The sequence below is a fragment of the Streptomyces sp. NPDC056061 genome (assembly GCF_042266885.1).
GTDB lineage: Bacteria > Actinomycetota > Actinomycetes > Streptomycetales > Streptomycetaceae > Streptomyces.
Genome location: NZ_JBHJWQ010000005.1, coordinates 275745 through 290312, shown reverse-complemented (window position 1 = coordinate 290312; position 14568 = coordinate 275745). Strand labels below are relative to the sequence as shown.

The 14568-nt window shown below is 71.7% G+C and carries 10 protein-coding genes; 2 read left to right on the top strand and 8 right to left on the bottom strand.

Features of this window, described 5'->3' with window-relative positions:
• Positions 1 to 14 precede the first annotated feature (14 nt).
• The 4 genes from ACFC79_RS11230 to ACFC79_RS11215 all read right to left on the bottom strand — a co-directional run bounded on the left by ACFC79_RS11230 (position 15) and on the right by ACFC79_RS11215 (position 6371).
• Entirely contained in the window at positions 15 to 2756 is a 2742-nt protein-coding gene (locus ACFC79_RS11230) for a hypothetical protein (RefSeq protein ID WP_376238122.1), read from the bottom strand.
• A gap of 219 nt (positions 2757 to 2975) precedes the next feature.
• The gene (locus tag ACFC79_RS11225) at positions 2976 to 3902 is read right to left on the bottom strand and encodes a carbohydrate ABC transporter permease (RefSeq protein ID WP_376238120.1); all 927 of its coding nucleotides are present in this window, start codon (positions 3900 to 3902) and stop codon (positions 2976 to 2978) included.
• Positions 3902 to 4933 (bottom strand): carbohydrate ABC transporter permease, encoded by a 1032-nt coding sequence (locus ACFC79_RS11220; protein ID WP_376238117.1) that lies wholly within the window; start codon positions 4931 to 4933, stop codon positions 3902 to 3904. The genes ACFC79_RS11225 and ACFC79_RS11220 overlap by 1 nt, the downstream gene beginning before the upstream one ends.
• Before the next feature lie 55 nt (positions 4934 to 4988).
• Positions 4989 to 6371 (bottom strand): ABC transporter substrate-binding protein, encoded by a 1383-nt coding sequence (locus ACFC79_RS11215; protein WP_376238114.1) that lies wholly within the window; start codon positions 6369 to 6371, stop codon positions 4989 to 4991.
• Positions 6372 to 6599: 228 nt separating this feature from the next.
• On the opposite strand from ACFC79_RS11215, the gene ACFC79_RS11210 reads away from it, so the two are divergent.
• Complete coding sequence (locus tag ACFC79_RS11210) at positions 6600 to 8405, top strand: hypothetical protein (RefSeq protein WP_376238111.1); 1806 nt, start codon at positions 6600 to 6602, stop codon at positions 8403 to 8405.
• Between the two features lie 318 nt (positions 8406 to 8723).
• On the opposite strand, the gene ACFC79_RS11205 is transcribed toward ACFC79_RS11210, so the two are convergent.
• The 4 genes from ACFC79_RS11205 to ACFC79_RS11190 form a co-directional block, all read right to left on the bottom strand.
• Positions 8724 to 9734: an alpha/beta fold hydrolase gene (locus ACFC79_RS11205; protein ID WP_376238109.1), complete on the bottom strand. Its 1011-nt coding sequence runs from the start codon at positions 9732 to 9734 to the stop codon at positions 8724 to 8726.
• Between the two features lie 244 nt (positions 9735 to 9978).
• On the bottom strand, positions 9979 to 11184 hold the full coding sequence (locus ACFC79_RS11200) for an aromatic acid exporter family protein (protein ID WP_376238106.1): 1206 nt from the start codon (positions 11182 to 11184) through the stop codon (positions 9979 to 9981).
• 104 nt (positions 11185 to 11288) lie between these two features.
• Positions 11289 to 12440 (bottom strand): glycosyltransferase, encoded by a 1152-nt coding sequence (locus tag ACFC79_RS11195; RefSeq protein WP_376238103.1) that lies wholly within the window; start codon positions 12438 to 12440, stop codon positions 11289 to 11291.
• A gap of 111 nt (positions 12441 to 12551) precedes the next feature.
• Positions 12552 to 13523 carry a hypothetical protein gene (locus ACFC79_RS11190; protein ID WP_376238100.1) on the bottom strand — a complete coding sequence of 324 codons (972 nt, stop codon included), beginning with the start codon at positions 13521 to 13523 and terminating at the stop codon, positions 12552 to 12554.
• Between the two features lie 149 nt (positions 13524 to 13672).
• On the opposite strand from ACFC79_RS11190, the gene ACFC79_RS11185 reads away from it, so the two are divergent.
• Positions 13673 to 14560: an ABC transporter substrate-binding protein gene (locus ACFC79_RS11185; RefSeq protein WP_376238097.1), complete on the top strand. Its 888-nt coding sequence runs from the start codon at positions 13673 to 13675 to the stop codon at positions 14558 to 14560.
• Positions 14561 to 14568 lie beyond the last annotated feature (8 nt).

Here is a 14568-nt window from a genome sequence, read left to right as displayed (position 1 = left end):
GATCGCACGGTCGGTCAGTCTGTCAGCTGGACGGCGCGCAGACCGCCCGCGCTCTTGGAGTTGTTGGCGATGGATCCGCCCCACTCGGTCCAGCCGCGGGCCCGGCCGTCGTTGTCGCTGTCGTTGACGACGAAGCCGAGTCCGATGGACGCGGTCGGCTTGCCGGCGAGGCCGAGCGAGGCCCACGGCACCGTCACCATGTAGCGGGTGGTGGTGCCGTCACGGGTGATCCGGGCGGTGGCCCCCGGGGTCGGGCCGGCGGACTGCCCGGCCGGTGCGCGCCAGGTGTACACCTTCGGTTCGCCGCCGACGAGCGAGGCGCCGACCTCGACGTACTGCCGGCTGCGGCCGGGCGCCTGGGGGGTGACGGCGAACTGGATGCTGTCCCCCTGCCACATGTTCTCGGCGGTGGTGGCGGGCTGGGCCAGGACGTTGTCGGTGATCGCGCCCTCGATCACGAGTCCGGCGTCGGTGTACTGCGGCCGGACGGTGCCCGACAGGTCGTCGGCGCCCTTGTAGCCGCTGCTGTAGGACACCGAACCGTCGGCGACGATGTCGATGGGGGTGGCGGTGGCGGTGCCGGCCGGCTGCACGGCGCCCCAGCCGTTCCAGGCGCCCACGGCGTTCCTCGCGCCGTCGGGGGTGTTGACATAGGCGGCCGTCCAGTAGCGCTTCCAGGGCTTGATGTTGCGCGCGTCCACGGTGTACGAGGTGCTGGCCCCGGCGCCGACGCGGATCGGGCCGTCGATGGTGCCCCGGTCCAGGAAGGCGGTGCCCTCGTTGACCTGCCACTCCAGCTTGGTGAGGTCGAGCGGGCCGCGGACGCGGTTGTTGGTGACGGTGACCTTCAGCGCGGCGGCGAACGGGGCCGCCTGCTTCACCACCGGGTCGAAGAGGACCTGGGTCGGCGGTACCACCTCGGTGTCGGTGGTGACCCGGCCGAGGTTGACCGGTCCGAGTGCGACCGTGCCGCTGACCGAGCGGGGGCCGGTCAGGGCGGAAGTGGGCAGTTCCACCGTGCGGCGGACCACCTTGCCGGGCTCCGCGGTCACGCGGAACTTCTCCCCGGCGATCCGGAAGTCGTAGCCCAGCGGCAGCGTCCGGCCCTTGGTGCCGTCCACCTGGAGCACCGCGTCGACGGTTTCCTCCGTGTTGGTGCGCTGCGGCAGCTGGAGGGAGAAGACGGGGCCGGTCACTGCCTTGACCCCGCTCACCGCGCCCTTGACGTACAGCACCTTGTCGTCGATGCCGAGCTGCACCTTGCCGCCGACCGGCAGGTACGTCTTGGTGTGACCCATCTGGTCGGTGACGGTGACCGGGCCGGAAGCCGTCAGCTCCGCGGTTCCCGGGGTCGAGGCCGTCGTGTGGAGGGTGCGGACCGTGTCGTTGCCGGTGCCGAAGCGGTACGAGCGGACGGCGTCGGAGCCCGCGTCGTCACGGCCCGCGTAGGCGCGGCCGGCGAGCTGGCGGATCAGGACACCCTCGGTGACGACGGACGGCTTGGGCTGCCATGCCTTGACGTCCGCGGTGGGCCGCTTGAAGCCGCCGAAGTTGTGTTCCTTGTTGTTGACGTCGGTGCCGTCGTTGGTGAGGTCGTACCAGTAGTAGCGGTCGACGCCGGAGGCGAACGAGAAGATCTGGGCGCGCGGCAGGTAGGCGGCCTGCGTCGCGAGGCTGACGCCGTCGTTGTGGGTGGGGTAGCCGTTCTCGGTGATCCAGAGCGGGAAGTCCTTGCCGCCGGCCGCGTCCAGGTCCGCGCGTACCTGCGGCAGTGTCGCCAGTGCCGTCTCCGGCGGGTTCGGGTAGCCGTAGTGGTGGACGCTCAGCGCGTCCATGTAGTCGAGGCCGCCGATGGCGTACAGGCGCTTCAGCCAGTCGGTCTGGAGACCGGCGAGGCCGCCGCCGACCACGGTGGCGTCCGGGACCTTGGCGTGCACCTTGCCGAAACTCGCCTTGAGCAGCTTGAGGTAGCAGTCTGCGGTGATGCCGCAGGTGCCGTTGTTGAAGCCGGTCGAGTTGTACTCGTTGTAGATCTCGATCTCTTTGCTGGACTGCTGGTACTTCTCCACCACGGCGGCGGTGTACTTGCCGTATGCCTCCAGCGCCGCGTCGGATGCCGGGGTCCGGTTGCTGTCGTAATTGGGGTTCCGGTAGCCGGAGATGGGCAGGGAGATCAGCCCCTGCGACTTGGCGTACGGAATGTGCTGGTCGGTGGAGTAGTTGCTCCAGGTGTACTCGCCGGGGGTCTTCTCGATGGCGCTCCAGTTGATGTCGGAGCGGATGCCGTGCATGCCCATCGTCTTGACCGCGCGCAGCAGCTTCTGGTCGTCGCCGTCGTTCCACCCGTAGTGGATGCCGGTGCCGAAGCGCTTGTCCTGCTGCTCCTTGCCGGTCAGGGCGGTCAGCACGCCGAAGTTCGCGGTGCGGGTGGTGGTTCCGGCGGTGGCCTGGAGCGTGTAGTAGCCGCTGCCGAGTTTCGTGACGTCGACGGTGGCGGTGCCGCCGGAGACCGGTGCGGTGCCCGAGGCGACGGCCAGGCCCTGGTCGTCGAGCGCCTTCCAGGCCACCGACGCCTGGTCGGAGGTGAGGGTGATCTTCGCCTGCCCCTGGATGAACAGCAGGTCGGGCGAGGTGACGGTGAGGGTGCCGGCCGCGTGGGCGGCCGGGGCCGTGCCGGGCAGGGGTGCTGCCGCCAGGAGGCAGCCGAGCAGGGCCGCGGCGGCGCCCCATGCGGCGGGGCGTCGGGAGCGGCCCACTACTCTGGCCGGTGCCAGGGGACCTGGCCGGATCGTGCCGTTCTGTTCCATCGAGGCGTCCTCTCGATCGGATCGGCGCGGTGCCTTTCTGGGTGGTCCCGGGCGGTGGTGTGCTCCGTCGGCCGTACTCCGGCGGAGCACACCGGTCCTGTGCCCTCGGCGTGCACCGCTGCCGCCGACGGCCCGCGCGGACCGGGTCCGCGCCTTCCCGGGTGGTACTCATCCCTTGAGGCCGGTGAAGCCTCCCCCGCCGCGTACGATCTGCCGCTGGAAGATCAGGAACAGCACGACCGGGGGCAGGATGGCGAGCAGCATCCCGGCGATGAGCAGCGACTGTTCCGCCGTTTCCGCGAGGCGCGGCAGGGCGGCGGAGATCGGCTGCTTCTCGGTGTCCGAGATGACGATCATCGGCCAGAGGAAGTCCTTCCAGGAGTTCATGACCGTCAGCAGGGTCACCACCGCGAGGATCGGCCGCGACATGGGCAGCACGATCCGGCGGAAGATGACGAACGGGCCCGCGCCGTCGACCTTGGCGGCCTCGAAGAGTTCGCGCGGGATGCCGTCGAAGAACTTCATCACGATGAGCACGGTGAAGGCGCTGGCGGCATGCGGCAGCCAGACCCCCCACGGGCTGTTGGCGAGCGAGATGCCGAGTCCCGGCAGGTCGAGCACGGTGAGGTAGAGCGCGACGAGGGAGATGGAGCCGGGGATGAAGAGGGTGGCGAGCACCAACCAGCGCACGGGCGCGGCCCACTTGGGGCGCAGCACGGACAGCACGTAGCCACCGGTGGTGGCGACGAGGAGGTGCGCGAGGACGGAACCGGTGACCAGGACCACGGTGTTCCAGAGGTACTGGCCGACCTGGAGTTCGTCCCAGGCGCGGGAGAGGTTGCCCCACTGCGCCTGGTCGGGCCAGAGGGCCAGCGGGTCGCGCAGCAGTTCCTGGGTCGGTGAGACGGCCCCCTTGAAGGTCCAGTACAGGGGTGCCGCGCCGAAGGCGACCAGCAGCAGGAACGTGAGGCCCTGGACGGAGCCGAGCGAGACGCGTACGGAGGTCCGCCGCCGGTCGGCGCGGGAGATGAGTCCGCGTCCGCTCTCCTCGGGTCGGTTGCCGCGACGGTTGCGCAGGGGTGTCTGTACGGCCATCAGTTGCTCCAGCTCCTCGTCGCCCGCAGATAGATCGCCGAGAGCGCGCCGAGCACGAGGGCCAGCAGCACGCTGAGCGCGGTCGCGGCTCCGAAGTCGCCGTTCTGGAAGGCATAGTTGTAGATCAGCATCAGGACGGTGACGGTGGAGTCCTCCGGGCCGCCGTCCGTCATCACGAAGGGTTCGGTGAAGACCTGGAGGGTGCCGATGATCTGGAGCAGCAGCATGATCAGGACGACACCGCGCAGTGAGGGCAGGGTGATGTGCCAGACCCGGCGCCAGATGCCCGCGGCGTCGATCTCGGCGGCCTCGTAGAGTTCGCTCGGTACGGAGCCGAGCGCGGCGAGGTAGATGATCACCGTGGAGCCGAAGCCCGCCCAGGTGGCTTCCAGGACGATGGAGAGCATCGCGGTGTCGGTGGACTGGAGCCAGGGGTACGGGCCGAGGCCCACATGGGCCAGCAGTTGGTTGAACAGGCCGCCGTCCGGGTCGTAGAACACCTTCCAGAGCAGGACCGAGACCACCGGCGGGATCGCCACCGGAAGGTAGGCGAGGATGCGGAACAGCGTGCCGCCGCGCCGCAGTTCGGCGATGAGCACCGCGAGGAAGAGCGGCAGCGGGAAGCCGATCACCAGGGCGAGCACCGCGAACAGCGCGGTGTTCTTGACGGCCGTCCACAGCAGCGGGTCCTCCAGCACGTGCCGGAAGTTGTCCAGGCCCACCCAGGTGGCCGGGCCGACCAGATTGGTCTGCTCGAAGCTGAGCCGGACGCTCTGGGCGATCGGCCACCAGGAGAAGTAGGCGAAGCACAGCACCATGGGCAGGCCGAACAGGATGGTGGTGATCCCTCCCTGCCTGACCCAGCGGGCGAAGCGCTGCGCCGGACTGCCGCGCCGCCGGGAGGCGGTGCCCGGCGGCTGCCCCTGCGGCGCCGGGGACGCCGCGGGTTCGTCGTCGGGACGGTGTTCGTGCGTCCGGTCCTTGCGGGTGCGGTTCCCGGCGGGCGCCGCAGGCGCGTGCGACCTGCTCATGACGTCTCCTCGCCTCTCCTCGTGCTGTGCTCGGTTCCGACGTGCCGGGCACGTCTCAGTGCTGCGCCCGTTCCACCTGGGACTTGACCTGTGCGGCGGCCTTCTTCAGCTGCTCGGCCGGGTCCGCGTCCTTGCGGGTCAGCACCGCCTGCACGGCGCTGTCGAGGGCCTTGTACACGTTCTGCGCCTCGACCGGCGGCTCGACGACGAGTTCGTACCCGTCGAGTGCCTTGCTGTACGGGGCGAAGTGCTCGACCGGCACGTTGGCCTGCCGGTCGACCGTTTCCTTGACCGGGCCGGCGATGGCGGGCCCGTAGAACGGGACGGTCGGCACCCCGATCACGGCGCCGTCCTTCTTCTTGGCGGCGGCGTCCTTCCCCGCGAGGGCGGGGTCGTACTTGGTGGCGAGGTAGTAGAAGTCGATGAACTTCACGGCCGCCTCACGCTGCTGCGGGGTGGCGCGGGGGCTGATGACCGCGATGGTGCCGCCGGCGAGGGTCCGCTTGGCGCCGCCGTCGGTGGGCATGGCGGCCAGTCCGACGGCCTTCGGGTCGCCCTTGTACTGCTGGACGTAGTGGTTGACCGCGCTCGGCCCGGCGATCGTCATGCCGATCTTCCCGGCGGAGAAGTCCTTTTCCACGTCGGTGATGTTGCGCAGTTGGTTCTTGCCCATCGAGTCGTCGGTCCAGCGCATCTGCTTGAGCGTGCCGAGGGCCTTCTCGGCGCCGCTGCCGGAGCGGTCGAAGGTGTTGGCCCACTTGCCGTCGGACTCCTCCTGCATGGAGTCGCCGAAGGAGTAGGCCATGGCGGTGAGCATCCAGCCGCCGGTGTTCTCCTTGGTCATCTGGGCGTAGCCGGTGGCGTCGGTCTTCTCCGAGATCGCCCCGGCCGCGGCACGGACCTCGGCCCAGGTGGTCGGCGGCTTGTCGGGGTCGAGCCCGGCCTTCTGGAACAGGTCCCGGTTGTAGAGCAGTCCGAGGGCGTACTCCTCGGTGGGGATGCCGTAGGTCTTGCCGTCCAGGCCCTTCGCGGCGCCGAGTGCGACCTGGTTGAAGTCCTCGCTGTGCTTGAGCTTCTTGAAGTCCTCGGTGAGATCGGCGATCTGCCTGCGCTTGATCAGCCCCGACATCTCGGTCAGCGGCACCCGGACGATCGTCTCCAGGCTGCCGCCGCCGACCTTGGTCTGGAAGCTCTGCTGGTCGTACTGGTACTCGTTCGTCCTGACCTTGATCCCGGGATTGGCCTTCTCGAACTCCGCCACCCGCGCATTGAACGTCTTGACCGAGGCCGCGTCGGTGGCCGGCGGGCGCCCGGAGACGGTGATGGTCACCTTGCCGTCGGCGGCGGTGTCGCTGCCGGAACCGGAACACGAGGCAAGCGCACAGACGAGCGCGCCCGCGGTGACGCCCGTCATGGCGATGCGCAGGGAGGGTCTCATCGGGGACTCCATTCAGGACAGACCGGAACTGGCCGGAAAGCGTTTTCCAGCCGGGGTCACCTTGCACCGTGCGATATCGCCGCGTCAATGGGTGCGAGGCGGACTCCTGGGCGAAGGTTCACCACATGCCCCTTGCCGGAGGGTGGACCTCGGCTTAGCCTCTGGAAAACGTTTCCCAAGCGTTTCCGGAGATCGTCGGACGGACGATCGCGAGCTGGAGGACATCCCGTGCACCCTGCCTGGTCGGCCGCCGAGTACGACCGCGCCCTGCTGCGAGCGGCCCTTTCCGGGGGCGACCGCCGCTGGGACCCCGAGGCGAACCTGTTGCAGGTCGAAGCCCCCTACAACCCGATCCACACCCACATCAAGGGCGGTCTCGCGCACCCCACCCGCAACTCCCTGCAGTACGCGCTGCTCCTGCTGGAGCGGGACGCGCCGGGCGACGCCGAGCGTGCCCACGCCGCGATCCTCCGGGTCGCGGAGCTCCAGGACCGTTCCGAGGAGAACCCGACCTACGGAATCTGGGGCTACTACGCCGAGGAACCGGCGGCGGAGATGGACCCGCCGGACTGGAACTGGGCGGACTTCCTCGGCATCCACCTGCTGCTGATCCACGCCCGCCACGGCGACCGGCTGCCGGCGCCCGTGCTGGACGAACTCCGCGAGTCGGTGCGGCACGCGGCGGCGTCGATCGTCCGCCGGAACGTCCCCATGACGTACACCAATGTCGCCGTGATGGGCACGTTCGTCGCGCTCGCCGCCGGAAGACTCCTGGACGACGAGGCGCTGTTCGCCTACGGCACGGACCGCATGACGCGGCTGTGCGAGGCGATCGACATCACCGGGAGCTTCACCGAGTTCAACAGCCCGTCCTACTGGGGTGTCGTGCTCCAGACCCTGACCCTGATCCGCGAGCACGTGCGCGACGAGCGGGTGCTGGAGCTCAACGACCGGCTGCACGACCGGCTCTGGCTGCACTTCCTGGCCCGTTGGCACCCGCCGACCCGTCAGCTCTCCGGCCCGATGGCCCGCTGCTACAGCAACGACCTGGGTGTGCCACCGTTCCTGGTGAAGGCGGTGCGCGGGGCGCTGGGCACGCCGGAGATCGCACCGGTCGGCGGGGAGATGTCGGTCGGGGTGCACGCCTGTGTCGACTACCGCATGCCCCCGTGGGCGGCGGCGCGGCTGGCGGCCCTGGAGGGCGAGCACGAGCATCGGGAACTCTTCGCCGCCTCCCCGCACCCGGAGACCGGGACGACCTGGCTGGACCCGGTCACCACGCTGGGCAGCGTCAATCACCAGGACACCTGGTTGCAGCGGCGGGCGCTGTTCGGTCACTGGGTGCGGCCGGACGGCTCCCCCGGGCACCTGCACGTCCATCTGGTGAAGGACGACGGCGCGGAGGACTTCGATTTCGCGTCGGGTGTCCTGTCGACCGTGCAGAGCGGTCCGCATGTGGCCTGGCTGGCGGGATTCGCCTGCCCGGCGGGCGACCGCCACCACCACCTGGACATGATCGAGCCGGGCGACCGGTTCCGGGCCCGGTCGCTGCGGCTGGTGGTGGACATGATCGGCGCGCCGCCCGTGCCGGAGGTGATCGAGGTGGAGGGCGGCGCCGAACTCGACCTGGGAACGGCGCGGTTGGAGCTTCGACTGGCCGGGGGCGCCTTCGGCGGTCGCCGGCCCGTGGTCAGGCTGGTGCCGCACGCGGACGGAGCGCGGATCGAGATCGTCCTCTTCGAGAGCCCGACCCCGGCCGAGCTGGACTGGGCGACGGTGGGCGACGCCTTCGCGGCGGGTTCGCTGTCGCTGGTGCCGTCCGGCACGGAGCGCGGCCGGGAGCCGGACCCCGAGGTGATCACGACCGGTGACCACGCGGAGGTGCGCTGGACGACTCCGCGCGGCAACCGGCTCACGCTGCGCGGCGGCAGATCGGTGGTGTCCCGCGAGGAGCACGCCGCGCTGTACTCGGCCACGCTGGACGGCGCGGAACCGCCCTCGCCGCGGCTGTCGGATTCGAGGCTGGTGCCGTGAGGAGGCCCGTGACCGGAACCCCGCGCCCGACCGTGGATCCGTGCCCGACCGGTCCCGCTCCGGTCCGCGGACACACCCACCCGAGAGGGCGGCCGAGGGGATCGCTCTGCACCTCGCCGACGAACGGCGCACGGCATCCGCGCATCGTGGCGCTGCGCGCGTACTCCTGAGCCGGGCGGCAGCGGGAACGGCCCGCGCGCCGCAGGCGCGGCGGGGTCGGCCCGTGCCAGGGCGTGAGGTGCGGCCGGAGGCGCGTGCGCGGGGTGCGGCCCGGTCCTGGACGGGCGGATTCCGGGACCGGGCCGTACCGGCACGGGGTCAGATCAGCGGCCCCGTGCCGCCTCCGGTGATGCGCCGCCGGTGGCTCGCCGCGAGGATTCCCGCGCCGGTCAGGACGGTGAGCACGGCGAGACCGCCGAGGCCCGCCACGATCAGGGTGCTGATGCCGGTCGAGGCCATCGACGACGTGTCGGACGAGCCGCCGGCCGCCTGCCGTACGAGGTCGGCGACGGCGTCGGGGTGCGATGCCATCACCGCGTGCGAGGAGTCGACCTCGACGGTGTGCGCCTTGGCGCGTTTCGCCTGGAAGCGTTCCAGATCCGGGGCGATCGCCTTGTCCCGGGTGGCGACCAGGGCCCAGGACGGGATGCTCCGCCAGGCCGCCGCGGTCGCCCGGTCCATGAGCGCGGCGCCGCCGAGGGGACGCCGGGCGGCGGTCGTCGGTGCGGCGGTGTCCGTCGGCAGGTCCGCCGCGTAGACCTCGTGGATCCGGTCGTCACGGATGTACAGATCGGTGCCCTCGGTGCCGTCGGCGTTCTTGACCGGCACGGGCTTCAGGGCCGCGTTCAGTTCGGAACCGGTGAACCGCGTCCCCAGTTCGCTCAGCGACTCCCCCTTGTCGGGCATGAACGCGGACACGAACACCAGGGCCTTCACCCGGGGGTTCGCAGCGGCGGCGTTGCTTATCACCGCGCCGCCGTAGGAGTGGCCGGCCAGCACGATCGGGCCCCGGACGCCCTTCAGCACCTCGGCCAGGTGCGCGGAGTCCGCGGCGAGCCCGCGCAACGGGTTGTCCGGGGTCATGACCTCGTAGCCGTCGCCGCGGAGCCGTTCCGCCACGCCCTTCCAGCCCGCGGCGTCGGCGAACGCGCCGTGCACCAGCACCACGGTGGGCCGGGTGCCGGCCGGATCGGCGCCGGTGTCGGTGTCGGCCGCGGCGGGGACGGCGACCGCGACGAGAGCGGCCGTGGCGAGCGCTGCGGCGACGGTCCGCCCGCGGCGGCGCCCGGCTATCCGTGTCCGCGGGGCGGGGAGGGGTGAGGGGGGCATGCTGATCTCTCTTCGTCGAGGGGCGGTGGGTGGGTCCGGTCGTGTCGTCGCACTGCCGTCTGCCGTTCGACGACACGACCCAGCGTTCCCGGGCTCCGGCCGGGTCGGCGCGGCACGGGGAGCAGCGGAGTGAATACGGCCGACCGTCCGGGTGAGCGCCGGTGACGGGGAGCGACGGGCTCGGCGGCGAGCGCGTTCTCGCGCCGGGCCGGGTCCGGCCCGCGGCCCTGCCGGTGGCCCCGTCTCAGCCCTGTCCGCCCCGCAGCCGCCGGGACACGGCGCGCAGCCAGGGATGGCGTTCGTGCAGTTGGCCCGAGCGCCGGTCGAGTTCCTTGCCCAGCCGTTCGGTGCGTTTGTCGACGTCCAGTTCGTCCAGGATCCGATCGACCTCGGCGAGCAGGGCGCCGTGCAGCTGCCACTGGCGGGGACGCTCCTGGACGTTCTCCAGGAGCAGGTCGGCCACCCGGTCCCGGGTCGCCCGGCCGACGGCGAGCGCGCGGGCCAGCCGGTCCTCCGCCTCCTCGGCGTTCTCCGCGAGCGGGGTGGTGATGAGGGCCGAGAACGCCTCGACGGCGTCGGCCATCTGCCCGAACAGCTCCCGCAGGGACTCGGCCACGTCGGTGGGGAACAGCGACTCGTCGGTACGGGCCTTGGCCAGATCGGTCAGGGTGCGCGACAGCACCCGCAGCACCACCGCGCAGATCTCCAGGGTGTCCAGGCCCGTGCGCAGCACGACCCGGTAGAGCAGCCCCTGCCGGACCCGCGGATTGAGCGTGAGCCCTTCCTCGGCCTGCCGCAGGGAGGCGTCGACCTCGACGATGTCGTGGTCCAGGCGGCGGGCCTCGTGCAGGCGGTCGGCCGCCCGGGGGACGGAGAGGTGGCCGTGCACGTCCTCGCCGATGGCGCGGAACAGCACTGCCATCGACCGGGCGAGGCTGTCGATGGACGCGCCCGCCGTCTGCACCCACACGGGTGGCGCGAGGACCAGGTTGAACAGTAGTCCCACACCCGCGCCGATCAGGGTCTCCAGCACGCGGTCCAGCGCCGTGGAGGCGACCTGGGCGACGCCCAGGACGAGCATGGCGCTGATCGCCACCTCGGGCACGAACTCGTCGACCCGTACCAGCCGTCCGATGATCAGCGAGACGAAGATCGTCAGTCCCAGGCTCCACCAGCTGAGGCCGACCAGGGAACTGAACGCGCTGGCGATGACCACGCCGACGACGACCGAGTTCACCCTGCGGATCCCGGTGGTGAGGGTGGCGTAGAGGGTGACCTGGACGACGAGGAGCGCGGTGAGGGGCGCCGTGAGGGGGGCGGGATGCGGAAGCGTCCACACCGCCACGACGTAGGCGATGACGGCGGCCGCCGTGGAGCGCAGGGTCTGCGCCCCGACGGGCTCGGTGGTGCGCCGGACGAGGTTGATCACGGGCTCGGAAACTGCTGGCACTCTCTTCCCATGCCCGCCGACGCGCCGCCGCAGCGCCCGCGCGCCGGGAACCCCACCGGACGGACGTGCCGGGCCCGAACGGGGCCGCGCCCGGCGCGTCCGGTTCAGGTGGTCGGATCGAGGGCGGCGATCAGCTCCGCGCAGTCGGCGGCGGACCGCATCTCGGCGGCCAACTGCTCGGCCCGCGCCCGGTACGACGAATCCTTGAGCAGCAGTTGGACGGCGGACCGGATGCCGGAGACGTCGTCGGCGCCGAGCACCGCCGCCTCGTCGGCCGGAGCACCGGTCGGGGCGACGGCGACCCCCGCACCCGCCGCTGCCACCATCCGCGCGTTGTCGGGCTGGTCGGCGAAGAGCGGGACGCAGACCAGGGGGACACCGGCCGCCAGGGCGCCGAACACCGTTCCCGACCCGCCGTGGCAGATGACCAGGGAGGCGCTGCGCAGGACGTCGTCCTGCGGCACCCATGCCTCCACCCGGACGTTGCGCGGAATCGGTCCCAGGTCCGTCGTGTCGGTGCCGTGTCCCACCGTCAGCAGGACCCGCACCGGGAGTCCGCGCACGGCGTCCAGCAGGGCGCGGTACAGTCCGGCGGCCGTCGGCAGGGCACCCGCCTCGGTGCCGAGGGTGACGTAGAGCAGCGGTTCCTCGCCGTCGTCCCACCGGTCCGGCGCCGGGACGGACGGTGCGGACGCGTGATAGCGGTGGGTCCGCGGGTACGGCGAGGGGTCCAGGGAGGCGGGCAGGCGGGTGAGGTACGGGGACGTCCGGAGCCGGTCGGCGAGGCCGCGGTCGTGCGACTCGAACACGGCGTCCAGCAGTGCGTCGCCGGAGCGCGTGAACTCCGCCGCCGAGACCGCGACCCTGGCATGCGGGACTCCGTGGCGTTCGGCGGCGATCACCGAGGCGAACTCGCATGCCTCGTGCAGCACGAGATCGGGCCGCCAGGTGCGGCACGCCTCGTCGAGCGCCGGCAGCATCGCGTCGAGGAAGAGCCCGCCGAACACCTCCCGGATCATCAGGGACACGCTCTCGTCCGGGGGCAGTCGCAGCACCCGGCCCAGCGTCGCGGACAGTGCGCCGTCCGGCGGCTCCGCGCCGATGCGGTACGGCTGCTGACGGGCCGCCAGTAACGGTTCGAGGCCGGGCGGGGCGACGACGAGGATGTCGTCGCCGCGCCCGGTGCACAGGTCGATGAGGGGGACGAGGGGGTGGAAGTGGCCCGATCCGCGGGTCGAGGCGAAGAGTACGCGCATGATGCGACCTTACGGGCGCGCCGGGAGCGGGCCGTCGCCTTCGGGCCGACGTCACTCCGGGGGGGTGCCGGTCTCCTGGCCCGGTCCGGGCGGAGCGGGGCACCGGCCGCATCAGCCGGCGAACCCCACGTGCACGTGGTCGTGATGGGTGTCGTCGGTGAAGAACTGGTTGGGCGTCGCCCCTCCCGAGGGCCGCAGCGGTCCGCCGACGTTGTACGAACCGGCCGCCGCCGCGTCCCGCATGAACGACTCGATCAGCCGGCGCGAGGTCGCCCGGTCGACGACCGGGTGCCCGTCGATCCGCCACACGTCGAAGGCCCGGCCCGGTGGGTGGTCGCTCAGCCGGTCGGTGCCGAACACGTACAGCGGGTGCCCGGAGCTCAACACCGTGACGTCGATCCGGTACGTGCCGGCCAGGTCCAGCAGGGCCCGCAGCGCGGTCGGGCGGATGTGCCCGCTGCGGACGTCCGCCTCCGCCGCGGGAGGCAGCCCGATCCGCGGGTGGTCGAGCACCTGCCGCGCCCGAGAAGGAACGGGGACCGCGGCGGGGCCCGGGCGGCCGGGACGGAGCTCGGTGACCTCCCAGCGGGGCCGCGCCCGGTCGAGCAGGACCTCGACGGTGGTGCCGCCGTCATGACCGGGCGTCCACTGCCGGTACGCCACCATCACGCTGGCCGTGTCCGCGAGGATCCCCCCGTACTGCGCTTCGATCACCTGGAGGGCGGCCTCGGGTGCGGCGGGCCGCATCGGGCCCGCCCGGTCCAGCAGCGAGGGCGCGGCCCCGAGCGCGACCAGCCGTCGTTTCGCCGCGTCGGCACCGCCCTGCCCGGCGGGCCACGCGCCGATCGCCTCCACCACCTGGACGGCCCGCAGCTTCACGTCGGGCTCCACGTCGTCACGGTTCGGGCGCCAGGCGGTGGTCGCGGGGAGCGGCGCGGGCGGGGACGAGGCCGCCGGGCCGGGCGGGGACGCGGATTCGGACGGTCCCGTCGCCCTCCGCGAGGTGGCGGCGCAGCCCGTGGCGCCCATGAGCAGTCCGGCGGTCGACAGCAGCACGGCACGTCGGCCGGGAGAGCGTGGCATGCGATGCCCCATTCCCGTACCGGGTCCGGCAAGCGCGGCGGACCCGTACAGATTTCGATGGTCAGGCATGAATGGCTTCATCATCTTCCATTCCCCGGGGCCCTACTGCCAGCATCGGCGCACCGCCACCCCGTTGAGGGAGAAAACTGATGAAACGTCCTCGTTCTCTGCGCTGTCTGGCAGCCCTGGCCGTGGTCGCCCTCGCGGCCACCGCCTGCGGGCGTTCCGGCCAGGGCGACGCCCCGTCCGGCAGTTCCTCCCGGGCCGCCGACGGCCGGCCGGCGGCCGAGCTGCTCCCCGACCCGTACCGGAAGAAGGGGGTGCTGAGGGTGGCCACCGCTGTGGGGTATCCGCCGATGGAGATGTACGAGCCGGGGACCACCCGGCTGACCGGGGTCGACCCCGATCTGGCCAAGGCCGTCGCCGGTCGGCTGAAGCTGCGGGTGGAGCTCACCAACGCGGCGTTCGACGGGCTGATACCCGGTCTGGCGTCCGGCCGCTTCGACCTGGTCATGTCGTCCATGACGGACAGCCCCCAGCGGCGGCAGGCGGTCGACTTCGTCGACTACTTCCGGACCGGCGGCGTCATCATGACGAAGAAGGGCAACCCGCAGAACATCACGTCCCTCGCGGACCTGTGCGGGAAGGACGTCGTCCTCGCCAAGGGCAGCTCCAACCTCCGCATCGGCGAGGAGCAGAACGCCAAGTGCGGGGAGAAGATGCGGATCTCGCAGAGCGAGGACGCGCCGACCGGTCTGCTGCAGATCGACAGCGGGCGCGCGGTCGCCACCCTCGTCGACTATCCCGTCGCCCGGATGTTCACCGAGAAGAAGAGCGGCGCGTACGAGGTGCTGCCGACGCAGTACGGCACCGCGCCGTGGGGCATCGCGGTCTCGAAGGACCAGGCCGGGCTGCGCGACGCGGTGCACCGGGCCCTGCAGGAGCTGATCGACAGCGGCGAGTACCGCAAGATCCTCGACACCTGGGGCGTCGGCGACAGCGCCGTCACCGAGGCAACGGTCAACGACGGGCGGTGAGCACGGAC

Bases quoted from the DNA above. Each gene is read 5' to 3' on its own strand.
- ACFC79_RS11215 (WP_376238114.1), bottom strand. From the start codon at position 6,371: ATGAGACCCTCCCTGCGCATCGCCATGACGGGCGTCACCGCGGGCGCG.
- ACFC79_RS11205 (WP_376238109.1), bottom strand. From the start codon at position 9,734: ATGCCCCCCTCACCCCTCCCCGCCCCGCGGACACGGATAGCCGGGCGC.
- ACFC79_RS11190 (WP_376238100.1), bottom strand. From the start codon at position 13,523: ATGCCACGCTCTCCCGGCCGACGTGCCGTGCTGCTGTCGACCGCCGGA.
- ACFC79_RS11195 (WP_376238103.1), bottom strand. From the start codon at position 12,440: ATGCGCGTACTCTTCGCCTCGACCCGCGGATCGGGCCACTTCCACCCC.
- ACFC79_RS11225 (WP_376238120.1), bottom strand. From the start codon at position 3,902: ATGGCCGTACAGACACCCCTGCGCAACCGTCGCGGCAACCGACCCGAG.
- ACFC79_RS11220 (WP_376238117.1), bottom strand. From the start codon at position 4,933: ATGAGCAGGTCGCACGCGCCTGCGGCGCCCGCCGGGAACCGCACCCGC.
- ACFC79_RS11185 (WP_376238097.1), top strand. From the start codon at position 13,673: ATGAAACGTCCTCGTTCTCTGCGCTGTCTGGCAGCCCTGGCCGTGGTC.